At 40.5% G+C, this 22,812-nt stretch carries 24 protein-coding genes and 1 riboswitch; of the genes, 9 read left to right on the top strand and 15 right to left on the bottom strand.

The window, feature by feature from the left end; translation table 11 throughout:
* Positions 1-22 precede the first annotated feature (22 nt).
* Positions 23-835: an ion transporter gene (locus tag QOL76_RS04910; RefSeq protein WP_283411916.1), complete on the top strand. Its 813-nt coding sequence runs from the start codon at positions 23-25 to the stop codon at positions 833-835.
* Here QOL76_RS04910 and QOL76_RS04905 read toward each other — a convergent pair.
* Genes QOL76_RS04905 through QOL76_RS04895 form a run of 3 tightly spaced genes read right to left on the bottom strand, consistent with a single transcriptional unit; the run spans position 832 to position 4,594 of the window.
* Positions 832-1,521 carry a potassium channel family protein gene (locus tag QOL76_RS04905; protein ID WP_283411915.1) on the bottom strand — a complete coding sequence of 230 codons (690 nt, stop codon included), beginning with the start codon at positions 1,519-1,521 and terminating at the stop codon, positions 832-834. The genes QOL76_RS04910 and QOL76_RS04905 overlap by 4 nt on opposite strands.
* 10 nt (positions 1,522-1,531) lie before the next feature.
* Entirely contained in the window at positions 1,532-3,346 is a 1,815-nt protein-coding gene (locus QOL76_RS04900; RefSeq protein ID WP_283411914.1) for a TrkH family potassium uptake protein, read from the bottom strand.
* 27 nt (positions 3,347-3,373) lie between these two features.
* Positions 3,374-4,594, bottom strand: coding sequence for a voltage-gated chloride channel family protein (locus QOL76_RS04895; protein ID WP_346771397.1), 1,221 nt, complete (start codon positions 4,592-4,594; stop codon positions 3,374-3,376).
* 179 nt (positions 4,595-4,773) lie between these two features.
* Here QOL76_RS04895 and QOL76_RS04890 point away from each other — a divergent pair, with 179 nt between their 5' ends.
* Positions 4,774-5,661: a TIGR01777 family oxidoreductase gene (locus tag QOL76_RS04890; RefSeq protein WP_283411912.1), complete on the top strand. Its 888-nt coding sequence runs from the start codon at positions 4,774-4,776 to the stop codon at positions 5,659-5,661.
* Positions 5,662-5,691: 30 nt separating this feature from the next.
* Here QOL76_RS04890 and QOL76_RS04885 read toward each other — a convergent pair whose 3' ends face one another.
* From QOL76_RS04885 to QOL76_RS04865, 5 genes are read right to left on the bottom strand one after another with little or no spacing between them, the layout of a single operon-like run.
* Positions 5,692-7,716, bottom strand: coding sequence for a MutS-related protein (locus QOL76_RS04885; protein ID WP_283411911.1), 2,025 nt, complete (start codon positions 7,714-7,716; stop codon positions 5,692-5,694).
* Between the two features lie 6 nt (positions 7,717-7,722).
* Positions 7,723-8,004: a hypothetical protein gene (locus QOL76_RS04880; RefSeq protein WP_283411910.1), complete on the bottom strand. Its 282-nt coding sequence runs from the start codon at positions 8,002-8,004 to the stop codon at positions 7,723-7,725.
* A 44-nt stretch (positions 8,005-8,048) separates the two neighbouring features.
* Complete coding sequence (locus QOL76_RS04875; RefSeq protein WP_283411909.1) at positions 8,049-8,222, bottom strand: PLDc N-terminal domain-containing protein; 174 nt, start codon at positions 8,220-8,222, stop codon at positions 8,049-8,051.
* A gap of 1 nt (position 8,223) precedes the next feature.
* Positions 8,224-8,457: a PLDc N-terminal domain-containing protein gene (locus tag QOL76_RS04870; RefSeq protein WP_283411908.1), complete on the bottom strand. Its 234-nt coding sequence runs from the start codon at positions 8,455-8,457 to the stop codon at positions 8,224-8,226.
* Positions 8,458-8,724 carry a PLDc N-terminal domain-containing protein gene (locus tag QOL76_RS04865; RefSeq protein ID WP_283411907.1) on the bottom strand — a complete coding sequence of 89 codons (267 nt, stop codon included), beginning with the start codon at positions 8,722-8,724 and terminating at the stop codon, positions 8,458-8,460. It lies immediately after the preceding gene.
* 94 nt (positions 8,725-8,818) lie between these two features.
* Between QOL76_RS04865 and QOL76_RS04860 the strand changes: the two genes are divergently transcribed.
* From QOL76_RS04860 to QOL76_RS04850, 3 genes are all read left to right on the top strand, one after another.
* Positions 8,819-11,374, top strand: a complete 2,556-nt coding sequence (locus QOL76_RS04860) for a M14 family zinc carboxypeptidase (RefSeq protein ID WP_283411906.1) — start codon at positions 8,819-8,821, stop codon at positions 11,372-11,374.
* Positions 11,375-11,486: 112 nt separating this feature from the next.
* Positions 11,487-12,605 (top strand): amidohydrolase family protein, encoded by a 1,119-nt coding sequence (locus QOL76_RS04855; RefSeq protein WP_283411905.1) that lies wholly within the window; start codon positions 11,487-11,489, stop codon positions 12,603-12,605.
* Positions 12,606-12,786: 181 nt separating this feature from the next.
* Complete coding sequence (locus QOL76_RS04850) at positions 12,787-13,272, top strand: hypothetical protein (protein ID WP_283411904.1); 486 nt, start codon at positions 12,787-12,789, stop codon at positions 13,270-13,272.
* A gap of 84 nt (positions 13,273-13,356) precedes the next feature.
* On the opposite strand, the gene QOL76_RS04845 is transcribed toward QOL76_RS04850, so the two are convergent.
* Positions 13,357-15,747 (bottom strand): TonB-dependent receptor, encoded by a 2,391-nt coding sequence (locus tag QOL76_RS04845; RefSeq protein WP_283411903.1) that lies wholly within the window; start codon positions 15,745-15,747, stop codon positions 13,357-13,359.
* A 136-nt stretch (positions 15,748-15,883) separates the two neighbouring features.
* A riboswitch (TPP riboswitch) is annotated at positions 15,884-15,980 on the bottom strand.
* Positions 15,981-16,139: 159 nt separating this feature from the next.
* On the opposite strand from QOL76_RS04845, the gene QOL76_RS04840 reads away from it, so the two are divergent.
* The 4 genes from QOL76_RS04840 (at position 16,140) to QOL76_RS04825 (ending at position 18,383) form a co-directional block, all read left to right on the top strand.
* Positions 16,140-16,985 carry a fumarylacetoacetate hydrolase family protein gene (locus QOL76_RS04840; RefSeq protein ID WP_283411902.1) on the top strand — a complete coding sequence of 282 codons (846 nt, stop codon included), beginning with the start codon at positions 16,140-16,142 and terminating at the stop codon, positions 16,983-16,985.
* Positions 16,986-17,043: 58 nt separating this feature from the next.
* Complete coding sequence (locus QOL76_RS04835; protein ID WP_283411901.1) at positions 17,044-17,466, top strand: hypothetical protein; 423 nt, start codon at positions 17,044-17,046, stop codon at positions 17,464-17,466.
* A 17-nt stretch (positions 17,467-17,483) separates the two neighbouring features.
* On the top strand, positions 17,484-17,846 hold the full coding sequence (locus QOL76_RS04830; RefSeq protein WP_283411900.1) for a TfoX/Sxy family protein: 363 nt from the start codon (positions 17,484-17,486) through the stop codon (positions 17,844-17,846).
* A 105-nt stretch (positions 17,847-17,951) separates the two neighbouring features.
* Entirely contained in the window at positions 17,952-18,383 is a 432-nt protein-coding gene (locus QOL76_RS04825; RefSeq protein WP_283411899.1) for a secondary thiamine-phosphate synthase enzyme YjbQ, read from the top strand.
* Between the two features lie 2 nt (positions 18,384-18,385).
* Here the strand turns inward: QOL76_RS04825 and QOL76_RS04820 are convergent, their stop codons facing one another.
* From QOL76_RS04820 to QOL76_RS04795, 6 genes are all read right to left on the bottom strand, one after another.
* A complete protein-coding gene (locus QOL76_RS04820) occupies positions 18,386-19,369 on the bottom strand; it encodes a TlpA family protein disulfide reductase (protein ID WP_283411898.1) in 984 nt (327 codons plus the stop codon).
* 52 nt (positions 19,370-19,421) lie between these two features.
* Positions 19,422-20,816: a hypothetical protein gene (locus QOL76_RS04815; protein ID WP_283411897.1), complete on the bottom strand. Its 1,395-nt coding sequence runs from the start codon at positions 20,814-20,816 to the stop codon at positions 19,422-19,424.
* A gap of 84 nt (positions 20,817-20,900) precedes the next feature.
* Positions 20,901-21,167 (bottom strand): hypothetical protein, encoded by a 267-nt coding sequence (locus QOL76_RS04810; RefSeq protein WP_283411896.1) that lies wholly within the window; start codon positions 21,165-21,167, stop codon positions 20,901-20,903.
* Between the two features lie 21 nt (positions 21,168-21,188).
* Positions 21,189-21,425 carry a hypothetical protein gene (locus tag QOL76_RS04805; RefSeq protein ID WP_283411895.1) on the bottom strand — a complete coding sequence of 79 codons (237 nt, stop codon included), beginning with the start codon at positions 21,423-21,425 and terminating at the stop codon, positions 21,189-21,191.
* Complete coding sequence (locus QOL76_RS04800; RefSeq protein ID WP_283411894.1) at positions 21,426-21,695, bottom strand: hypothetical protein; 270 nt, start codon at positions 21,693-21,695, stop codon at positions 21,426-21,428.
* 53 nt (positions 21,696-21,748) lie between these two features.
* On the bottom strand, positions 21,749-22,807 hold the full coding sequence (locus tag QOL76_RS04795) for an aminotransferase class I/II-fold pyridoxal phosphate-dependent enzyme (protein ID WP_283411893.1): 1,059 nt from the start codon (positions 22,805-22,807) through the stop codon (positions 21,749-21,751).
* Positions 22,808-22,812 lie beyond the last annotated feature (5 nt).

Raw genomic sequence — 22,812 nt, 5'->3', positions numbered from 1 at the left:
ATAAATTTTTCTAAATTCCCCTATGAAACTCACCAAAAAACGCCTTGCTCATATTGTATTTGAGTCTGATGATTGGGCTTCGAAGACCTTCGATATTGTACTCTTATTTATGATTTTCGGAAGTATTTTCGTGGCAATTTTAGATTCGGTCGGAAGCCTACGAGCTAGATTCGGAGAGGTCTTTTTGATTTTGGAATGGGTCTTTACCATTCTATTTACCATTGAATACTTTCTTAGAGTTTGGCTATCGCGCAAGCCTAGCGGGTATATTTTTAGCTTTTTTGGAGTGGTAGATTTGCTAGCCATTTTGCCTTCTTACCTCAGTTTCTTTGTGCTCAATTCCCAACTTTTCACGGTAGTAAGAGCATTGCGTCTGTTGAGGGTGATACGGATCTTGAAACTTGGCCGCTACGTCGCGGAGGCGGAGTATTTAACTAAATCTCTGAAATCGAGTTCTCACAAAATACTGATTTTCATAGGTTTTGTGGTGACAATTGTACTGATCATGGGCACGTTCATGTTTATTATCGAAGGGCCACAGCACGGCTTTACTAGTATACCAATCGGAATGTATTGGGCGATAGTGACTTTGACAACGGTGGGTTTTGGAGATATTTATCCCGTGACTCCTCTCGGACAGTTAGTTTCGTCGCTAATTATGCTGTTGGGTTATGCAATAATTGCTGTGCCTACGGGGATTGTTTCATCAGAAATGGCGGCACAGAAAAGGAAGGACGAGAAACTGTTAGAAAATAACAGATGCCCAAAATGCAGATTTAGCCCAATTCATGCAGCAGATAACTACTGCAAAAATTGTGGAGAAAAGCTATTTTAATCTCCGAGCTTTAGAAAATCTTGTATGTTTTTTATTTTCCCAAAAAGCAGCAACACATCCTCATTTTCGAATTTGTATTCTGGTGTTACTACTCCGATCACGTTTTTGTATGGCGTATTAATTCCTAAAAGATTTTTTCGCTGCTCTATTTTAATAATCGTAAGGATATTGAGGTAAAATTCTTTTCTGATGTCTGCTTCTGCTACAGTCATTCCCACATATCGGCTAGGCACTTTTACCTCTACGATGTTATATTCATCAGAGATCTCCAAGGAATCCAGGACGCCTTTCATCTCTAGGCGTTTCGACAGACGATCGGCAGTTTCCTCCTCTGGGTGAATGATTTCGTCTACGCCGATGGCTTGAATTACTGTTTCATGAAGTTGGTTGATAGCTCGCGCGATGATACGATTGGACTTTAATTGTTTAAAAATAGCTGTGCTCATGATAGAAGCCCCGATATCCTCCCCGATCGCTATGATGACGACATCAGTGTCTTTTAAGGGGAGGTTTTTTACGGCTGCCTGATCTGTGGCGTCCATTACGATAGAGTGCGTGATGCTATCTTTGATCAACTCTATCCGACTTTCACTAGAATCCACGCCAATCACTTCGTGACCTAGATTAGTCAAGCGCTTGGCTAGATAGCCTCCGAAATTTCCAATTCCTACTATTATATATTTCATGTCTTCTCGATTACGTTATATAAACGGTTTCCTCAGGGTATTTGTACCGTTGTTCTCCTATCCTACGAACGATTGCAATTAAAATCGTGAGTGTTCCCACCCTTCCGATAAGCATTATTACCATCAATACTAATTTACTTCCTAAACTTAATTGTGAGGTAATGCCTAGCGTGAGTCCTACTGTTGAAAATGCGCTAAAAACTTCGAAAGCAACATCAATCATGGGGAGCTCGGGATCAAAAACCATCAGGAGGAAAACTCCTAAACCCATGACCAACACCGAAAGGGAAATCACCGCAAATGCTTTCTTCAGTGTCTCATTTGAAATCTGCCGTCTGAATACCTCTACTCTTGTTTTGCCAGAAGCTATGCTAAATGTGTTAAGCATAGCTACCGCAAATGTGCTTGTTTTTAACCCTCCTCCTGTAGATCCAGGCGAAGCGCCGATCCACATTAGAAAAAGGTAAACCAGAACGGTGGGAACAGCTAATTCCCGCATGTCCACCGTATTGAACCCCGCAGTTCTTGGGGTCACTGCCCCAAAAACTGTAGTCACAAATTTACCATAGGGACTCAGTCCTTTTAGGGTATGCCCCTGCTCTGATATTGCATAGACGACCATACCGATTACCAGGAGAATGCCGGTAGTATATACTACCAATCGTGTGTTGACGCTGGATACTCTTGGGGTATGTCTGTATTTTTCTATCCCGAGGATACTTTTCACATAGCCTACTACTAGGTGCTTTACATAAGAATAATAATTCAGCACTACAGGAAAACCTATTCCACCAAGTACAATCGCCAGTGCAATCGCCAAATGCATATTATAAGCTTCTCGGAAACCTTCCTCATAGAGCCCGTTGCTTAGCGTAGAAAACCCTGCATTGCAAAAAGCTGAGATCGCGTGGAAAAGCGAAAAGAATAGCTGATCTCCACGGCCTGAAAATTGTGCAGAGTCGGTAAAATGATAGATCAAAAAGGCGCAGAATCCTTCCACCAAAACGGTAAAGGAAATGATCTTAAATAGGGTTGTATAAATCTCATTTACATTGTTCTCATTGATGTAATCACGTATGAAAAGTCTGTTTTCTATGGAATAACTACCCTTAAAAAAGAAGCCAAAGAAACTCGTGAATACCATGATTCCAAGTCCACCAATTTGGAACAAAATCATAATTACTACCTGGCCAAAAAACGTGAAATCCTTGGCAGTATCCAGTACGATCAGGCCCGTGACACATACAGCAGAAGTCGCCGTGAACAAGGCGTCTATGAAGCTTATATCCCTAGTAGTAGCTTCAGGAAGGCTTAGCAGGCCCGTTCCCACGAAGATGAGCAGAATGAAAGAGAGTATAAAAACTAATGAAGGGCTGAGTTTTAGTTCATTTATGGTGAGACTAAATTTGCTGAGCTCTATGAAAAATAAGACGATAACCAGACCATTAATGAGATGATAATGTGCTGTGAAATCCAAAACCAATTGAGTTATTTCATCTCCTAGCACATTCCAGCGGACTAATGAAGTAAGAATCATTAAAAGCGAAAGAAGTAACTCAAGGATTACACGTGCAGGAAAAATTGATTTTTCTACCAATAAAACTCTAAGAAGATAACCAACTCCTATGAGGATTAGGGAGATGTTGAAGAGCTCAGAAGCAGTGACCTCATTTTGAGGGTCTGTAGAATACCCAAAATGAAATAGCAAGAGACCAAAGGCAAACATGCTACTGATCTGAACGACTTTTTCCTGCACCTTAATCACCTTATTGAGAAAGATGATATTGCGATCAGGGTTAGAAAAAATTTTCAGCTTGAACTTCATGGGTTAGCAATAGACTTTAAAGGAATATCAATCTTTCTCTTGGGACTTTTTTCTGGAAAAGTTAAAAATCCCTTCTGCAGGATACAAATGGAATTTCTTATCCAGATTTTGTGATGAATAGATACTCGATTTGCCACTGAAAAGGTAGGCTATCAAACAAGCAATTCCCAAATATATCCCTGTTTCATATCCAAATAACTCCATTCCCATTACTGTACATGCCAATGGGGTGTTGGTGGCTCCCGAGAACACACCGACAAAACCCATACCTGCCATCAAGGCCAAGGGAAGTGGAATCCAAGTAGCAAGGGCATTACCCAGGGTAGCTCCTGTGAAGAACAGTGGTGTTACTTCTCCACCTTTGAAGCCAGCACCCAAAGTAAAGCTGGTCAGGCCAGTTTTCGCCAACCAATCGTACCAAGGTAATGGAGTCTCGAAAGCTTCTACTATCCTGGGTATACCTAGTCCGATGTAGGTCGTACTGTCCGAAAAGTATACAATTCCCGCGATCACCAGTCCGCCTATGACCGGGCGAAGCGGTGGGTAGGAGATGTGTTTAGAAAATAGATGAGAAAAAAAATGATTGCTTTGGGCAAATAATCTCCCGGATAACCCAAATGCAATTCCAGCTGGAATGATCCAGAGTAGGTTCATCAAAGTATGCGGCGGCACCAGATCCACCAAATAATGCGTATGTGCAACTCCGAAAAGTGAGCTACAAACCCAATTTGCCACGAATGCTGTCAAAAAGGCAGGAAAGAGCGATTTCCATCGGATTTTCCGATGAAGCATCCATTCCAACGCAAATATTGCTCCAGCCAGCGGTGTCCCAAAAACAGAGGCAAATCCACCTGAAACTCCAGCTATTAATATGATTCTTCGATCTGCTGGATCAACTTTAAAATAGTTAGTGAGTTGGTCTGCAAGTGATCCTCCCATTTGCACGGCAGTACCTTCTCGTCCAGCCGAACCACCAAATAAATGTGTCAAAACTGTCCCTAAAAGGACCAAAGGAGTCATTCTAAGTGGAATGGGCTTTTCGGATTTGTAGAGTTCATCGAGTAAAAGGTTATTTCCTTTTACAGAATTTTCCCCTAATCGGTAATAACTCCAGCCTATCACAAATCCTGCAATTGGCAGAAATCCAATGATCCAGAGATGAGATTCCCGATAATCAGTTGCCCAATTCAGGGCAATCAGAAAAATAGCTGAGGCAGACCCTGAAAGTAAGCCGATTAGCAGACTCAAAACGATCCAGAGTAGTACGTACCGAAAAATAGATGTACTGTTCAAACTAGTTTTTTCAATTAGTTGGGCCAAATTAGGAATAGATATTGAATTTAAAGAAGCGTACTTAGTCTTATATTATCAGATAAGATTAACATATTGGATTGATATAGGGTTATCTTAAATTAAATTACCCATAGATGAAAAATATTCTTATTTCCGGAGGTTCAGGTCTTATTGGCCAAAAAATCACACAGCTACTGGAACTGAAAGGATATTCAGTGGCCTGGCTTAGTAGATCTAAACAACAGCAAAAGTCATTTTTATGGGATGTGGAAAAGCAAACTATAGATGCAGAAGCCGTAGAATGGGCAGATGCTATCATTCATTTAGCCGGGGCAGGTGTGGCGGAGAAACGCTGGACTGAAGAGCGCAAAAAGATCATTTTAAATTCACGAATTGATAGTACTCGATTGCTTTATACAGCAGTAGAGAATGCCGCTGAGAAGCCAAATACGTTTATTTCAGCTTCTGCTGTTGGTTTTTACGGTTTCGATACCGGAACAACTTTAATGGATGAAACGCATGAGTCAGGATCAGATTTTTTAGCTCAAGTGGTCGTCTCTTGGGAAAATGAGGTGAAGAAAATGGAAGAATTGCATCTTCGGACAGTAATGCTGAGAATAGGCATTGTGCTGGATGCAAATGGCGGAGCGCTTGGAGAAATGATGAAGCCACCTATTGCTGCACCACTTGGAAAAGGAGATCAGTGGATGAGCTGGATAAGTATAGAGGATTTGGCAAGGATGTTTGTCTTTGCATTGGAAAAGACTACGCTTCAAGGTGTTTTTAATGCAGTTGCACCAAATCCTGCTACCAATCAGCAATTAACCCAGGCAGCAGCTAAAGCAAAGGGTAAACCTTATGTTGGAATTGGAGTACCCGGTTTCGTACTAAAGTTAGTTTTAGGGGAAATGGCCGCGATGGTTCTTGGCGGAAATCGAGTTTCTTCTCAAAAAATCCAGAAGGCTGGGTTTGACTTTGAATGTCCAGATTTGACCCCTGCGCTAAAGCACATTTATAGTTAATGGGTGTAATGGCTTTTCCTATTGGTAGAATTAGGAAGTAGCTTTTTTTTCTTGAAGTAATTCTAAGATTTGCTCTTTGATAACAAGGTGTAGTCCCAGGCTGTCTTTGGAAACTCCATCTACAAGCTTGTAAGTATAAATGGCTTCGTCATTGACTACTCTCACATCAAAGCACTTGAAGAAAATGTTCTTTTGTTTTTCCAATTCCTGGGCAATCTCCATGATGTGCGAAGAAATAATGTAGACACTTCCAGGCTGCTGGGCGATAGCAGAAATTATCATAGAAGAAGCAGTGGAGGCATCATTTACATTGGTGCCACGAAATAGCTCATCGAAAATGACGACTAGATTTTTATCATTTTTGATCTCACGCGTTACTTCTTTTACTCGTTTTACTTCACTATAAAAATGACTTAGTCCATGATTAATATTATCAGAGAGATTGATCGTAGTGAAAAGCCCGTCGAAAATACTCGTTTTCATTTTGACAGCAGGAACAGGGAATCCCAAATGAGCAAGATAAATAGCCAAGCCGAAGGCCTTTAGGAAAGTAGATTTACCTGACATGTTTGCTCCAGTGAGAAAACACATATTTTCTTTAGCTGAAATAGTGAAATCATTACCAACAGCATTAGCCAGCTTTGGGTGAAACAACCCTTCAATTTCTATTAGAGAACTCTGAGTTTTCTCAAATTCAGGAAAAGCGAATTTTAATTTTTTACTTGTCTGAGCTACTGCGTTGTATGCATCAAATTCATAAAAGCGTTCGAGTAACCAAAGGAGCTGTTCCTTTCCCTTACTTCTCAACATAAAATCAAACTCTGAAAAATGGAGGTAAAGCGGTTTTTGGCCATAGGAATCCATAAAGTCCCGCAAATTGCTGCTGTTGATTTGTTCTTGAATCTGATAAGCAAGATTGGATAGATACCAATTAGGGTTCAGGTCTTGGATTTTAGTAGCCAGTTGTAATGCTTCTTTCAAAAATTCAAACACATGTTGCATCCCTGTTTCCTGGATGTAAAAATTGTTTGAGGTGCGATACTTGTTTTTCAGATAGATTGACAGCGAACTGTATTGGGAAGAATTCACTGCTATGCCAGACTCCAAGTAGACAGTAATAAAATCAAGTTGCTTTCTGTCAAGCCTCAGTAGGCCATCATTTTGCTGAAAGAATTTTATAGATTCCTGTCTATTTTGAAGGAGGATTTTGCTTCTCGTTGGGTTGTCAAACAACTTTTCCAAGTAAGCTTTTCCACCTTTGGATGCAGGCTTTTCAAAAAGAGAAAGTAAACTTTCCTCATCGTAATTGATAGCTAGACCCAGATCTTTCGATGTCTGCTTGTCAATAAGAAAATTCTTATCATCAGCTTCTGCCTCTTTTTCGGATTTCTCAGGAGGAAGGTAATTGTATTCGATGAGTTGTTTTGTTTCCAATATTGGCTTCAGCGCTCCTCCCGTAAGCAGGAAGGTTTTGTCGCTAACATCCATCAGATTCAGGTAATCGTGATCAGTAATGATGATGCCTTTTTCTTTCTTATGTATATCAATGAGTGCTTTGATGTCCGCTCTGTAGAGTGGTTCTACTTGGGAAAAAGGTTCGTCAAGCAAGGCAAATGCTGTTGGAAGATTGAGAATCAGCAGTAATTGAAGGTATCGTTTTTCACCTCCAGAAAGTGCAGAGATCTTTTTATGTAGAATCGGCTTTATTCGAGTATTAGCAATAACTGAATTTCTACTGTTTTCTTCATCAAAGTATGTTCGAATGACCGAGGAAACAGATAAGCCATTTGGCAAGAAATTGCCTTGAGGTAGATAGGCTATTTTATCTCCATCTGAAAATGCTTTTTCCAGGAATTTACCGTTTATCCTAATGCTTTTACTTTCTGCATCAGTTGACCCAAAAATTATCTGAAGTAAAGTGGATTTGCCTGTTCCATTTCTACCTAAAATTCCAATTACTTCTCCTGTGGAGCATTTAAGATAGATATCAGTAAGTAAATGTTTATGGCCAAATGACTTGATTAGACTATCTACTTCTAAGATGTGATGAGTCATAGGCAATTAAAAAATAAGGAAATAGGTGAGGGCAATGGCTGCATTTACCCCGAAAGTAAAGCCAATCAATTTTAACTTTTCATGCCCTAAATTGAAATAGAAGAAATACTGATGCGCATACCTTACTTCAAATAAATATAGAGCGAGTAAGTAACCAATTGTCAAAAGTGGGAGAAAAAAGAAAACATCAAAACTGCCACCGTTTATGTAGGCTAGGAAAGCGATAAGTAATGAAAAAGGAATGTTGAAACTGCTGATTTGCTTGTAGTATAAAAAAAGACTTCTCATGCTTTAGTGGCTCTAAAAGGCATACATCGAAAAGCATTTTGATTTCAAATCCTTTCCCCTCTACCGATCAAGAACCAAAGAATGGCTCCTAAAAGTGGTACTAGTACTACGATAATAATCCAAATGAGTTTGTCGTTTGGGTTTGCGAACTTACTGCTCACCACATCAAAAATGGTAATTGCATAAATTATTAACCCAATAGCACCTAGTCCAAACATATCAAGAGTAATTTGTTATTTTAGTGCTTTTCCCCATCGCCAAGTAAACAAGTGGACCGATAAGCTGGGCAAATAGAATAACTACGATCCAGATTATTTTCATATTGGGATCTTTGAATTCCGAGCGAAGGATATCTACCAGACAGTAAATCCATAATATGCCATAGATAAGACCAAACAGCAGTACAACTATAATGGAGCCTCCGCCCATGTTTTGAATAAAAGAAAGTGTCATTTAGTTTGAATTAGGGGATTTTGAAAATGTAGGCTTAAATCTACGCCGTTCTTTTCTCTGGCTTCTGGCCATTGCGAGATATAAAAATGTGCCGATGACTGGCGCAAGTATTATAGTCACCACCCACATGAGTTTGCTATGAGCCGCCCTAAATTCCGCTCCTAGCGCATCAAATAGCGCATAAGCCCAAAAACCTAGGAAGAGTACAGAGAATAGGAATGAAATTTGCCAAATGAGTTGCCCATCTCCAGGTACTATTAAATCCATGTGTATTCTTCAATTATTTTAACCATTGAACCAAAATAGCTTTTTTTGAGGAACTAAAGTATCAATTTAGCTAAAAGTTAAACCACCAATCTATATGAAAAGAAGTCTGTTTTCGCTGATTTTATCCTTTTTCGCGCTTTGTAGCTATGCTCAAGTCGATCTAAGCTACTACTTGCCGGCTGGATATACCTATGATGAGTCCATCCCTACGCCAAAGGAAGTTTTGGGCTATGAAGTGGGCGAATGGCATGTGAGCCACGATCAGCTTGTGATGTATATGAAGGCTGTGGCGGAAGCATCGGACCGGATGACATTCGAAGAAACAGGTAGAACGTATGAGAAAAGGCCTCAGGTTCTTTTGACAATTACCTCACCTTCAAACCTTACCAAGATCGATCAAATCAAGGCTGATCGAAAGAATCTGAGAATTGCTGGTGCATCTGCCGACATAGCAAATATGCCGGTTGTGATGTTCATGGGCTATTCCGTTCATGGTAATGAGCCAAGTGGAGCCAATGCCTCACTTTTGGCAGCCTATCATTTTGCGGCAGCAAAGGAAATAGCCGGAGATCTGGAAAATATGGTTTTGCTACTTGACCCAGCAATTAATCCAGATGGCTTGAATCGTTTTGCTTCATGGGTAAATACGCACAAGTCCTATAACATGAACGGCGATCCTAACAATGCTGAATTCAATGAAGCTTGGCCAAGAGGTAGGACCAACCATTATTGGTTTGATTTAAATAGAGATTGGTTACCAGTACAGCATCCAGAATCAAGAAACAGAGTTCGTGTGTTCCAAGAATGGCTTCCTAATATCCACTTGGATTTTCATGAAATGGGAACAAATAGTACCTTCTTTTTCCAGCCAGGTGTACCAGCTAGAATGCACCCTTTGACACCTGAGAAAAACTTTGAACTGACAAAGAAAATAGGCACCTACCATGCGAAAGCTTTGGACCAAATTGGCTCCCTTTACTACAATCAGGAGAATTACGATGATTACTACTATGGAAAAGGCTCAACCTACCCGGATGTCCAAGGTTCCATAGGTATTTTATTTGAGCAAGCCAGTTCCCGAGGCCATTTGCAGGAAAGTGTAAATGGGATGCTCAGCTTTCCTTTTACCATCAGAAATCAATTCACGGCCAATCTTTCCTCTTTTCAGGCAGCTAAAGAAATGCGTCAGGAATTAAATCAATTCATGAAGGATTTCTATAGTGACATTCAAAAGGAAGTGGATGCAGATGTGAATAAGGCTTACATTTTTGGAAGTAAGGAAGATGATGCAAGAAGCTATCATCTAGCTGATTTGATCCTTCAGCATGACATTAAAGTATTCAGCTTAAATGACGACATCACGGTAAATGGTGAAGAATTCAATAAAGAAAATTCCTATATCGTGCCAGCAGATCAGCCACAGTATAGATTGATCAAGGCAATGTTTGAAACAAGAAACACATTCAATGATAGCTTGTTCTATGATATTTCTGCTTGGACTTATCCTATGGCTTTCAATCTGGATTATATGGCCTTGAATAGTCAGATTTTGAATTTGGCAAGTGTGAATGAAATCTCGAAAAGCTCTATTGCTTTAGCTCCTGGAAAAGTAATCGGTGAAGCAGGAGCTTATCAGTATGCGATGGAGTGGACGGATTATTATGCGCCAAAAGCTGCCTTCAAATTGATGAACGCTGATTTTCAGGTAAGAGTAGCTACAGGGGAATTTACCACAGCAGACGGTAAGACGTTTGGACGAGGTTCTTTACTGATTGGAAAAGGGGAAAGTGGATTGGATGATCAGGCTTTTTTCAATAAGCTCTCTGAAATAGCGAGCGTATCGACTGTAGATATATATGGATTGACAAGTGGATATACTGGCGGTTTGAATATTGGTTCTCCAAATATTATGGCTCTTGATAAGCCAGAAATCGCATTGCTAATAGAAGGTGGCGTGGATAGTTACGAAGCCGGAGAGATCTGGCATCTACTGGATCAGCGTTTTGAAATTCCGATCACACTCCTTCCGATGGATAATATAGGAGGAAGCACCCTGGATAGATACAACGTGATCCTAATGCCCGATGGCAGATATAATGGTCTTGGCAAGTCTGGCGCTGCAACCTTGAGGTCTTGGGTATCAAGTGGAGGTACTTTACTAGCCAAAGGTGGAGCACTTCAGTTCCTAGCACAAAATGAAGTGGCCGATTTCAAGTTCCGTGATAGAGCCGAGCCTGAAAAAAGCTTACAAAAAAGCTATGCGGACTATGAAAATGAATCAGGTGCAAAAGTTACAGGTGGAGCAATCTTCAATGCCACGCTAGACCTGACTCATCCCATCGGCTATGGTTATCTAAACTCAGATATTCACACCTTCAGGAATGATAATTTGTTCATGGAGCCTTCGGATAATCCCTATGCAAATCCACTTGTTTACACTGATCAGCCTCTTGCATCAGGGTATCTTCACCCTTCCAATCTTCCTGGAATTCAAAATGGTTCTGTAATTCAGGTTTCCGGTATTGGTAGAGGACGCATTGTTGCTTTTGCAGATAATATGAATTTCAGGGCTTTCTGGTTTGGAACAAACAAACTCTATATGAATGCCATCTTCTTTGGGCAGGTAATCCAGGGAGGAACAACCAGATAATTAATTAAACAAAAAATCCTGAGTAGCTTCTCGGGATTTTCTGTTTTCAAAACCCCTAACTCTTGTATAATATTTTGCGTAAGCAAGCCTATCGAACCCTAAAAGCTAGTCTATGAATACCTCTACAAAACTATTGTTTGCATCTGCCTTTCTTTTCTTCGGAAATGCATTACTAGCTCAAGAAATGAGTTTTGAGGAATATAACCCTCCATCTACGCTGAAAGTCCCTGAGCACCCAGTTCAAAGAGCAAAGTTTCCATTCGTAGACATTCACAGTCATCAGGGAGGAATCAATGAAGAAAGGATTGATCAGCTGGTTGGGGAAATGGATGAGTTAAACATGGGGGTTCTGGTCAATCTAAGTGGAAGAGGTTTTGGACGGGGAAATAGCAATTCCCAGCAGGATTATATCAAGGACATGATTAAAGAATTTAACACGCATGCACCTGGTCGATTTATGGTTTTCACCAATTTGAATTTTGCAGGATTTGGAGATGAAAACTGGACTCGGATCGCAGTGAAGGAGCTGGAAGAAGATGTGGCCGCCGGAGCAAGTGGGCTAAAAATCTATAAAAGTCTTGGTCTGAATGTGAATGATGTGAATGGAAATCGCGTTCCTGTGGATCATCCTGACTTAGATGCCGTGTGGGCAAAAGCTGGTGAATTGGGGATTCCGGTAATCATCCATTCAGCGGACCCAGCGCAGTTTTGGCAGGAAATGGATGCTAATAATGAGCGTTGGTTAGAGTTGAAAACGCACCCTAATAGGGCACGAGGAGATGACAATCCAGCACCATTTGAGCAAATCATGGCTGAGCAGCACCATGTTTTTGAAAAGCATCCCGGGACTACATTCATCAACGCACACATGGGTTGGATGGCAAACGATCTGGATGCAGCCAGTGCTCATTTGGAGAAATACCCAAATGTCAATTTTGGAATTGGGGCAGTTATCGCTGAGTTTGGCAGGCAACCTAGACGTGCAAAGGAATTTTTTGAAAAATATCAGGATAGAGTGCTTTTTGGAAAAGATGCTTACAACAAGGAAGAGTATTACACCTATTTCAGAGTGTTGGAAACAGATGATGAATACTTCCCTTATTACAAAAAGTATCACGCTTTTTGGGCAATGTATGGCTTGGGACTTTCGGATGAAGTCTTGAAGAAATTATATTATAAAAATGCGCTTCGTATTGTGCCAGGAATGGATAAAAGTGTGTTTCCGGATTAATGCATTCTTTTTATAATCGCCAGGAGCGCGGAGGTTGAGACAGAGGCCAAAAAGATTTTTCAGCTTGAATAAATCTTTTGCTCAAGCTTTTTCAAGACCTATGTAAAGCCGCTTTACATGTCGTCTCTTATATGTAAAGAAAATGCGAAAACCTTTACATAAACCCTAAACCAAGATCACTTTGTCCCGATTCAACTATAAAACTGGAAGTTCTGGAATTAATGGCCCTCGATTATTAGGTGTCATTTTAATATCAGCTGGTATCATTGTTTTACTTGTTCCAGTCTTCCATCAAGTCAGTACAGATCCGCAAAAGATAGGAATTGTTGGCGGTGGTTCTTTCTTCGTTGGGTTGGTTATGGTTTCAATTTATACAGGAACTCAAATTGATTTTCATAGGAACAGATTTAAAGCATATCAAAGTATACTATGGATTAAAATTGGAGATTGGCAAGAGCTACCTAAGATCGAGAATGCGGAGTTGATTCTACACAGCTTTCGAAGTACAAATACTCCAAATGGGATTAGCCCAACTCTTTCGCGCGATGTAACTATCTATAAATGTGTATTGCTATCAAATGGAGCCAAGTTTTTAGCACTTGATTTTGCAAAAGAAAAGGATGCGGTAGCTGCTTTGGAGGAAATTAAAAAGGGTTTTGGGATTTGAAAAATTCATCTTTCTAAAGCAAAAAAGAAGCGCTGATTTTTTCCAAAAATATCTGGAGTAATTCAGCGCTTCGATTATTTTTTTCTAAAACTTCATAGTCAGCCCCAACATAAAATTGGTCCCAGCCATCGGATAATAGTAGTTTTCTGTAATCAATTCTCTTCCAGAATCTCCGGGAATGTAATAGCTAAACGTGTAGCCATTTGGTTCATACATTTCATTGAAGATATTATTGACCATCAAGTTCACTTCTAAGCTTTTGAAGAATCTCGGTTGCACTTGGTAGCTGATTCGGATATCATTGGTGAAAAAAGAATCCAGTGATCTACTGTCATTGGCTGAGTTATCCAAGAATTGTTTTCCAACATACTTCGACATCCAGTTCAACGAAAGGTTCTCGATTGGTTTATACTCTAGGATTGCAGATGCAATAGCATTTGGAGAAAACGCAATATCCGTATCCTCGTAAGTAAACGCCTCCTGCTGGAATTCTTCTGTGCTGTAATCGTCCACATACTCGGTAAACTCCTTGATCTTGTTTTGGCTCAGTGTCAGATTTCCACCTACAGTAAGGGCCTTCGAAATTTGATAACCACCCGAAAGCTCGATTCCGGCACGATAAGAATTCGCGACATTTTCTCGAATGTATGCTCCCACATCATTGATCTGACCAGTTAATATCAATTGGTCTTTATAATCCATGTAATAGAAATTGGCGTTGTAATTAAACTTGCCTTTTTGAGCTCTTACGCCAGCTTCGATGTCATTCAATCGTTCTGGTCTAGGGATTTCTGTGATGGGATTATCCGTAAAGTCCGAACGCTTCGGTTCTCTATTCGCTACAGCATAGCTCGCATACCAAACCTGCCCATTGCTTCGCTCATAGCTCAAACCGAATTTTGGATTGAAAAAGGTATAGGTTTGATTGCCATCTACGATTCTTTGATCGTCGTTGACTCCATAAAATGTGTAATCAATCCCACGCAACTGTAAGTCCCCAAAGAGATTCAATCCAGGACTGATTTCGTGCGTTGCTTTCAAATAGATATTTCTATCGTCCTTCACAGCATTGTTGTCATAATACCGATCCCGAATATTGGTTTCTCCAGCAATTCTCGCCCAAATGATTTCGCCAAAGTGATCTCCGTCGTAGCGATTGGCTCCACCGCCTAAGATGACATCCCATTTCCCATCATCCGAGATATAATTGACAGAAGCAATCCCTCCAAAGAAGTCATTGTCCAGCCATCTTCTGCGGATGATATCCGTGCTGGAAATGGTTTCTCCTCCGATTACTACATTAGGAAGAGCATAACTTGCAAAATCATCATCTTCACGAAACTGCTCGTAATAGCCCCGCCCATAAGTATAATGAAGCGCAGCATTTGTTTTCCAATTTGAACCAATTTTTCCGGTGTAAATCAGTTGATAATGGTCCTGTTGGTAATTGTCAGTTTCATTGTCGTACGTGTAGTAGTTATAGGTTCTATCCTCTTCGAGCTTTGATTCCGGAAGTCCCCACCAGGCCTGATAGGTTTGTTCTTTTCCTGAGAAAACATTCAATTTTACTACGTGGTTTTCACCATAGTATCCTCCAGAGACGAAGAAAGATTTCAAATCAGAAAATGCGCGATCCACATAGCCATCAGAGGTGATTTTGGATAGTCTGGCATCCACCGCAAACCGGTTATTCAAAAGTCCTGTTCCTGCTTTTACTGTATGCTTCCAAGAATTAAAGGAACCTACAGAATTGGAAATTTCAGCATAGGGTTCATCTTTCCGGGTATCTGTTTGAATGTTCAGACTGGCTCCAAAGGTTGCAGCTCCGTTAGTGGAGGTTCCAACACCCCGCTGGATTTGGATATTGTCTACGGAAGAAGCAAAATCCGGCATATTGACATAAAATACGCCATGTGATTCTGCATCATTCATAGGAATACCATTGACGGTCACATTGATTCGGCTTTGGTCCGATCCGCGGATACTCATGCTGGTATAGCCGATTCCGGCTCCAGCATCAGAATTTGTCACTACAGATGGGGTGAAATTCAAAAGAATCGGGATGTCCTGTCCCAGATTTCTTTTGGCAAGTTCAGCCTTATCAATCGTCTGGAAAGTAGTTGGAGTAGTCGCAGATGCTCTAGTCGCAGAGACAATAAACTCTTCTGACAGGAGATCTGTTGGATTTAGCTCTAGCCTTAATTCTCCTGCTAAAGGCACGCTGAGGCTTTTTTGAAGTGTTTCAAAGCCAACATACGACACCCGGAGTTGAATCTCGCCTTCTTTTAATTTGGTAATTATAAAATTTCCGTTTTCATCCGTCACCGCTCCACGGCCTTGCTTTTCGGTCCAGACTGACGCTCCGATTAGTGGTTCGCCGCTTGAGCCATCCACTACTTTTCCACTGAGACTATTTTGTGCCCAAGTGGAAATTGCAAACAGGCAAAATGCCAGGTTTAACAGTACTTTTTTCATGTGTAATTTTCCCTTTCGGAAGATTGAGTGAAACATGAGAAAGCTCTAGGGAAGCTCCCCGTTATTGTTTACCCTGTAGCAATGACAAAATCAAAAGTCCCGAAGGGTACCTCTTCGGATTAATGATTCTCTTTTCTACTACGCTTGTTCATTTCCCTTCGCCGGCATTACCCGGATCAGGTCGTATGGGTATGATCTCAGCCCGTTTTGTTAAGGCACCCCCTATGATCTAATAGCAAAGGTAATGTGGAAAAACTGCTACGCAAATCTGGGGAGTGGAAAATTGATTTTACCAAAGACTACGTTGTAAGATGATAAAATGGGTTTAGTCTGAGTCTTTGACTCATCTCTCAATTCTTTTTCCTAAATTTCTGATCAAACCCTATTAACCTATGAAAATTTATAAACTGCCTGAGGGCACACTCTTAGAGTATCAAAATCAAACTTTTTTAGGCCCAGCAATGGATTGGGATAAGCTTCTGGCTCAGGAAAACCTAAAAGAGAATTTAGTAACTGAATCCAAATCCTGGAAAGAAATACCTTCTGAAGAAGGAAATGAATTTCTGGAGAAAGGTATTTTGGCACCTATGGGAAATCAGGAAATCTGGGCTGCTGGTGTGACATATTTCCGCAGTCGTACTGCTAGAATGGAAGAATCTCAAGATGCTGGTGGAGCAGATTTTTACGATAAGGTTTACAATGCCGATCGTCCGGAGCTATTTTTCAAAGCTACTGCCAGCCGTGTTTCAGCTCCTGGATCTGCGGTGAATATTCGTAAGGATTCTACTTGGGATGTACCAGAACCAGAATTGACTTTGGTGGTGTCTCCCTCCGGAAAAATCCAAGGATATACCTGCGGCAATGACATGAGCAGTAGAAGCATAGAAGGAGAAAATCCTCTTTATTTGCCTCAAGCGAAGGTTTATGCAGGTTGTGCTGCGATTGGGCCTTGTCTTTTCATTACAGATAAAGCGATTGAAGAAACTGCGAATATCCGATTGGAAATCTTCCGGGATGATGTTTTAGCTTTTGTTGGGGAGACTCCTCTGACACAGTTAAAGCGGAAACCAAAAGAATTAGCAGGCTGGCTTTTCCGCGGGAACACCTTTCCGATTGGTTGTTTTCTCATGACGGGAACAGGAATTGTACCGGATGATTTTACCTTAGAAGTGGGAGACAAAGTGAGAATTGGAATCGATGAGGTTGGGGTTTTGGAAAACTTCATTGAGAAGATCTGATTTGTAGCGATTTGAGATTAAGCTTCGTATTTGGTTTGTATATTTTAATCGACCCTTCATGAGGCGCTCCCTTTTCATTCTTCTGATTACGACAATTATATTTTCCTGTCAGGAAAATCAAGATCCGTATGATGAATTTCCTCAGACTTGGAAGATAGCAGGTTGGCAGAGGATTGGCTTTGCTGGAGATTCAGGTTTTCAGTCGGTAACAGACTCTAGCTATACTTATCTATTCAAAAAAGACGGTAGTTTTTTAAAAACTGTCGGAGATGATTCAATCATTGGGTTCTTTGAAAAGGAAGAGTTGATATATGAAGTTGGCGGTAAAAGCACCCATTATAAATTGTTTTTTCCTGAGGACAGGTTGAGAAACAGCTGTTCTGCCAATCTTGAGTACTTGACAATTGAAGAAAATGGGATGTTGGTTGGTGGAAGTGCGCCTTGCGATGGCCCTTCAATTTATCTTGCTCTTGTGAAATGATAAACTAACTCTTCTCTATGGCCTACGATGAGTATTTAGCTGAGCGATTGGCTACTAGTTTTAGGAGACATGGTGTTTCGTTTACTTCCAAAAGAATGATGGGAGGAATGCTTTTCATGGTGGAAGATAAAATGTGCATTGGTCTAAATCAGGATAAGCATACCAAAGAAGACAGGTTGATGGTGCGGGTAGGGGAATTTGCTGAGGAGGAATGCATGAAGCGAAAAGGTTGTCGTCCAATGGAGTTCACCGGGAGACCGATGAAAGGCTTTGTTTATGTGGATCCAGAAGGATTCGATATGGATGAAGACTGGGAGTTTTGGGTGGAAAAAGCTTTGGAATATAATCCCTTGGCAAAAAAGAGTAAAAAAAGAGTCTAAAGTACCACAGTCAGGAAGTGTCCTTGCTTTTGAATTTCTATTTTCAAACTAAATCAAATTGGTTGGAAAAGGTAAATCTGTTTATCTGAGTTATATCTTTATGATATGACTCAGTTTTTCCAGCACAAACTTCACCTACCATCCTATCCATCAGGGTATCATTTGATCACCGAGCAAGTGGAAGATGCGATTCCGGAAATAGCTCAGATTAAAACCGGGTTTCTACAGGTTTTTATCCAGCATACTTCGGCGGCCTTGACCATCAATGAAAATGCTGATCCTACGGTCAGAAAGGACTTCCAGACCTTTGTAAATGAGTTAATTCCAGAATCTTATCCACGGTTTATCCACACTTACGAAGGTCCGGATGATATGCCTGCGCACATTAAAGCCAGTTTTTTTGACACAAGCCTACAAATCCCCATTTCCGGTGGAAAACTCAACATGGGAATTTGGCAGGGAATTTATCTTTGTGAATTTCGTAGGAATGCAGGAAGCAGAAGCCTGATTCTCACAGCTTTTGGTCAGGAAAAATGAGTCTAATTTTTCTCAAAGAGTGAATCCATTTCGCGTACTATTTTGCCTATTTTGTACGAGTTCCAGATCTTTTCTATTTCCCCATCAGGATTGACTAAAATATAGGAAGGAAGGATCTGGATTTGATACAAGCTGGATACAAGCCCCCCGGCATCCCATAAGTCTGTCCAGATGATTTGTTCTTTGTGTTTTTTGGAAGAATTCATCCAAATGTCTTTGGTTTTGTCATCCCAGATGGAAATAACTTCTATTTCTGAACTGTATTTTTCATAAGCTTCTTTGATATCAGGCAGTGCCATGAAACATGGGCCACATCCCGAATTCGAAAAATCCAGCAGTCTATATTTCCCATCGAAATCTGACAGGGAAACCATTGCGCCAGCGCGACTCTCCAGTTCAAAATCGATGGCTTTCATCCCAACTTTTGGTTTTGGGGCATCCTTCGTGAGTAAATTAGTCTTGGTCTTGGTGTAGTAGTCTGTAGCATGAAAAGACCCTGGAATCTTAGCTAATAGCTGTTCCAATTCTTCATCTGAATAATAGGACACAGACGAGGCCATGAGCTGCACACCCACAGCTTTGTCTAGGTTTTCAGAAATGATTTCCTTTTGTCTTTCTTTGTCTGAGTTATAAAATGCGCTCTCTATTTCATTGTAAGGGTGATTGGGACTGATTTTTAGGGAGGAAAAGTCTTCTACATCTCCTGTGATTTGATAGGAATCATCATAAACCCAGAAAGATTCTCTTTCGGTGATTTTTCCGTTGGATTGGATTTTCATCACCGTCACTTGGGTCGGAATTTCAGATGAGCTACTCACCTTAGCGCTCAGGTTTTCATCCAGTTGGTAACTTATAAAATCCATACTGACACGGATCATGTCTTTTTTATTGGGAACCCCGGAGAGGTTAGCAATTACTATGGTTTCTTGGCCGAAAGTGGTAAATGTGGTAAGAAGAGAAATCGAAAGTATGAAGAGCTTTTTCATGGCTAGTAAGAATAATACTCATAATATACTTACTAACTAATTACAATTCAATTCATAACATTGCCTCTACCTTCACATGATCTCCCGTCATCAAAATTCTTCGGAATCCATCTTTGGTGTCGTTACTTACTTCCTTGCCTAGTACTTTTACCTTCGTGTATTTCTCTGGAAGCTCGATGGAAATTCCTGCTTTCTTTTGCGTTTGGGTAACTTCTATGGTCAGTTGTTTATCCGCAGAATTGATGTAAATGCTGATTTCGTTGTCTTCGATCCATAGATTCTCTAGTGAAGCGCTCTCCCAATCGGCTGGCAAATTTGGACGAATGTATGTCACTCGGTTTTCAATGTCAGGTAGTATTCCAAAAGGAGAGATTAAAAGTAAAGGCTGAATCATCACATGCCCTGGGGATAAGTGTCTCGGCCCTTTGGTGGAGAAAATGGCCTGATCTACCTTTTCCACAAAATCCTTACTCAGCAGTTCAATCACTTTATATAACTCCTCATTATCGTCATCTCCTCTACTATGCCGTTTTAAGCCCTTTTCAAATTCAACTAATCCTGTTTTGTACTTACTCCATTCATATGCTTCTTGAATTTCTGCATCTGGAATGTTGATTTTGGAAGTGCGTTGAAGAGAATCTATCACAGCAAAACGCTCATCCCAATCGGTTTGTATTTCAGCCCGAAGATCAATTAACGTCTCAATGGCTGTGAATTCACCTTGGTCAGAACCTGCAATGAAAATAGGAATTACCCGCTCCTCATTTGCTGCCAATTCTATGGAAATTTCTAATCCAGTACTTGCACCGAGCTCGGATACTTCTAGGGTGCAATTTGAATTGATTGGTTCTATAGTATAATCCTGGGAGCTTCCCCAGACTGCATACCAGTCGTTTGCCCCATCTTTTGCTGTGAAAATTCCTGTCAATTCATCAAAAATAACCTGATCTGCTGCGTCACGGCCAAACGTGCTGTCTTTCAATACACTAGGTTTAAGGTCGGTATTTACTTGAACCTGAAACTGAACGTTTTTCGCAGAGTTTTCCACATTCTTTATGGAGTATAGTAGCGTGACTCCAAGCTTATCATTATTTAAGTATTGGAGCTGATTTATTTCCACACCTTGATTTTCAAGTTGGAAAAATTGCTTTGCAGCAAATGGATATTTAGTGAAGGAAGTTGGGTTTTCCAGACAACTCGTCTCTTCCCCGATTTTGATTGCTGCGCTAATACCACTCAAAAGCTGAATGCTTTCTAAGGTAATTTCCTGATGAGTTCCACTGATTAGGACATTCTCATTTCCTAAGGAAAAGGCAGAGACATCTTTCACCGAAACAGATGGTAACTTGTCTAAACTCTCAAAAATTGTGGTTTCCTCAGATTTTGTTCCTTGGCAGGAAAGAGTGACTATAAGAAGAACTGGAATAGCTAAAAGAGAGATTTTCATCAAGTCTGGATTTGGCTTAAAATTATATTGTTTTGCCTTCTACTCGTAAGTGGGATATTTTTCATTCCGTAGATTAACTGCAGTCTACTCTTGGTACTTTTTTGCCTTCAATCTATACACCCACAGGTAAGTGAAAAACGTGACAAACACTTGCAGAATGATAAAGTAAAACCAGGTGTTAAGTTCTCTTAGAGGATCTAAATTGATCGTATTGTTATAATAGAGCTTAGAAATAATCAGTGCTATGATTGTTGCAGGCAAAACTACCGCTAGCCAGAAATTAAAAAAGGAGCGATATAGAAAAGGAATTTTCTGATTACTAGAAGGTTTATTTGTCTTACTGTTTTTCATTTGGCAATATTGATTTGCTGATCAGAGCCCATCTTTAAATTGTTGTGATTTTGGCTTAAAGTCTCGAAAATACATCCACAACCCAAAAATCACCTGAAAGATCAGCATTTTGACGTAAGTGGATGGAAGCTTAAAGAATTCCCAGCTGATGGAGCCCTTGAAAAGCTGCGTGAGGATAATCGTAAGAATACTGGCAGGAAGTATATAAACTAACCAGAAATTGAAAAATGAACGGTATAAGAAAGGTGGTTTTTTCATTTAACTTGAATTTTTACTTGAACTCTGATGATACTTCAAGTTAGGTCTATAGAAAATGTAATAGTTCGAGATACTGGTGAGAATAAGATACCAGATGAATGTAGAATAGAAGTTTCTTTCAACGATAAATTCCCATGAAATAGCTCTATTAATTGTGAAATGTGTTGCCAAAGCGAAGAGTAAAGCACTTGGGAGCGTGAGTTTATACCAATACTTGAAGTAAGGAGTGAGATGCCTTTCGAATCGTTCTTTGCCCTTTGATACTTCCATGGTTTTTAAATTTATCTATTTTTCGAAGTGAAGTAAAATGGCTGAAGGCTCACTTACTTGACCAACCCTTGGATGATTTGATTGAGATACATGATATCACCTAGTTCATGAAAGGCTGAAATCACGATTCTGTTCACAGATGGACTTTCTACTGTAGGGTATGGAAAAGAAGAAGTGATGATGCCTGCTTTTTCAAACTCTTTCACCCAAGAGGGATCTGAATACGCAAATGCCGGAAATGCCCTACTTCCGCTGATTTGCGCAATCTCGGCTGTCTCTTGGGCGAATATTCCACAGGCATCTTCCAGCCAGCTTTTCGCCTCCAAATAAATATGCTCCATATCCAAAAAAGCGCTTAGATGCGCTGGTGACCCTGGGGATGCACCTCCAAAAAGCGGGGTGGACTTAATGGTTTCGATATGGATTTCATTTCCAAGGATTATACCTGCTGGCAGGCCTAACCCTTTTCCAAGTGAGCCTGTCACCACTAGATTGATGTTAGGATCATCCCAGTTTTCGTACGTGCCGTAGATGCTTTTGCCAATGGTGCCGAAGGCATGACTATCGTCTATCAGCAAAGTAACTTCGTGTTTTTTAGCGATGGTTTTTACCCAACTATAATCGTGGATCTCACAGAGAAAGGGATCCAATGCATTGCCAATTAGTAAAATTTTGCGCGCTGATAGCTCATGAGATAGTTCTAAGCAAGATTTTTTCCATTGTACAAAATTTAATTGAGTAGAAGGAGATAACTCATCTGGTACAATTGCAGAATGTGCATCAGGAGCGATCCAAATTACTTCAGCATTTTTATAGCAGGATTTCCATGCAGCGATTCCTGCCAAATAACCTGAACTAAAAACCGCCGCTGCTGGAGCTCCAGCGGATGCAGCAAAGGCTTCTTCAAACTCATCGAATATAAGGAGACGAATATTATTAAGTCGACTTTGCCCATGGTTCGAACCAAAATCAAACAATCGATCAGCCAATATATCCAGAAAGTCATTGTTTTGAACAATTCCCAGATAGGATGTACCACTGAAATAGAGATGCTCTCTGCCCTCTATTTCTATCATCCTTCCTATGCCGGTATCTAGGTAGTGATTTTTCAAAACGA

Source organism: Algoriphagus winogradskyi (assembly GCF_900182815.1).
Lineage (GTDB): Bacteria > Bacteroidota > Bacteroidia > Cytophagales > Cyclobacteriaceae > Algoriphagus > Algoriphagus winogradskyi.
Note: the sequence above shows the minus strand (reverse complement) of the source record. Positions and strands in the feature narration are given on the sequence as shown.

Coding starts and splice junctions, on each gene's coding strand:
- QOL76_RS04910 (WP_283411916.1), top strand. CDS start 23: ATGAAACTCACCAAAAAACGCCTTGCTCATATTGTATTTGAGTCTGAT.
- QOL76_RS04905 (WP_283411915.1), bottom strand. CDS start 1,521: ATGAAATATATAATAGTAGGAATTGGAAATTTCGGAGGCTATCTAGCC.
- QOL76_RS04900 (WP_283411914.1), bottom strand. CDS start 3,346: ATGAAGTTCAAGCTGAAAATTTTTTCTAACCCTGATCGCAATATCATC.
- QOL76_RS04890 (WP_283411912.1), top strand. CDS start 4,774: ATGAAAAATATTCTTATTTCCGGAGGTTCAGGTCTTATTGGCCAAAAA.
- QOL76_RS04885 (WP_283411911.1), bottom strand. CDS start 7,716: ATGACTCATCACATCTTAGAAGTAGATAGTCTAATCAAGTCATTTGGC.
- QOL76_RS04880 (WP_283411910.1), bottom strand. CDS start 8,004: ATGAGAAGTCTTTTTTTATACTACAAGCAAATCAGCAGTTTCAACATT.
- QOL76_RS04875 (WP_283411909.1), bottom strand. CDS start 8,222: ATGTTTGGACTAGGTGCTATTGGGTTAATAATTTATGCAATTACCATT.
- QOL76_RS04870 (WP_283411908.1), bottom strand. CDS start 8,457: ATGACACTTTCTTTTATTCAAAACATGGGCGGAGGCTCCATTATAGTT.
- QOL76_RS04865 (WP_283411907.1), bottom strand. CDS start 8,724: ATGGATTTAATAGTACCTGGAGATGGGCAACTCATTTGGCAAATTTCA.
- QOL76_RS04860 (WP_283411906.1), top strand. CDS start 8,819: ATGAAAAGAAGTCTGTTTTCGCTGATTTTATCCTTTTTCGCGCTTTGT.
- QOL76_RS04855 (WP_283411905.1), top strand. CDS start 11,487: ATGAATACCTCTACAAAACTATTGTTTGCATCTGCCTTTCTTTTCTTC.
- QOL76_RS04845 (WP_283411903.1), bottom strand. CDS start 15,747: ATGAAAAAAGTACTGTTAAACCTGGCATTTTGCCTGTTTGCAATTTCC.
- QOL76_RS04840 (WP_283411902.1), top strand. CDS start 16,140: ATGAAAATTTATAAACTGCCTGAGGGCACACTCTTAGAGTATCAAAAT.
- QOL76_RS04835 (WP_283411901.1), top strand. CDS start 17,044: ATGAGGCGCTCCCTTTTCATTCTTCTGATTACGACAATTATATTTTCC.
- QOL76_RS04830 (WP_283411900.1), top strand. CDS start 17,484: ATGGCCTACGATGAGTATTTAGCTGAGCGATTGGCTACTAGTTTTAGG.
- QOL76_RS04825 (WP_283411899.1), top strand. CDS start 17,952: ATGACTCAGTTTTTCCAGCACAAACTTCACCTACCATCCTATCCATCA.
- QOL76_RS04820 (WP_283411898.1), bottom strand. CDS start 19,369: ATGAAAAAGCTCTTCATACTTTCGATTTCTCTTCTTACCACATTTACC.
- QOL76_RS04815 (WP_283411897.1), bottom strand. CDS start 20,816: ATGAAAATCTCTCTTTTAGCTATTCCAGTTCTTCTTATAGTCACTCTT.
- QOL76_RS04810 (WP_283411896.1), bottom strand. CDS start 21,167: ATGAAAAACAGTAAGACAAATAAACCTTCTAGTAATCAGAAAATTCCT.
- QOL76_RS04805 (WP_283411895.1), bottom strand. CDS start 21,425: ATGAAAAAACCACCTTTCTTATACCGTTCATTTTTCAATTTCTGGTTA.
- QOL76_RS04800 (WP_283411894.1), bottom strand. CDS start 21,695: ATGGAAGTATCAAAGGGCAAAGAACGATTCGAAAGGCATCTCACTCCT.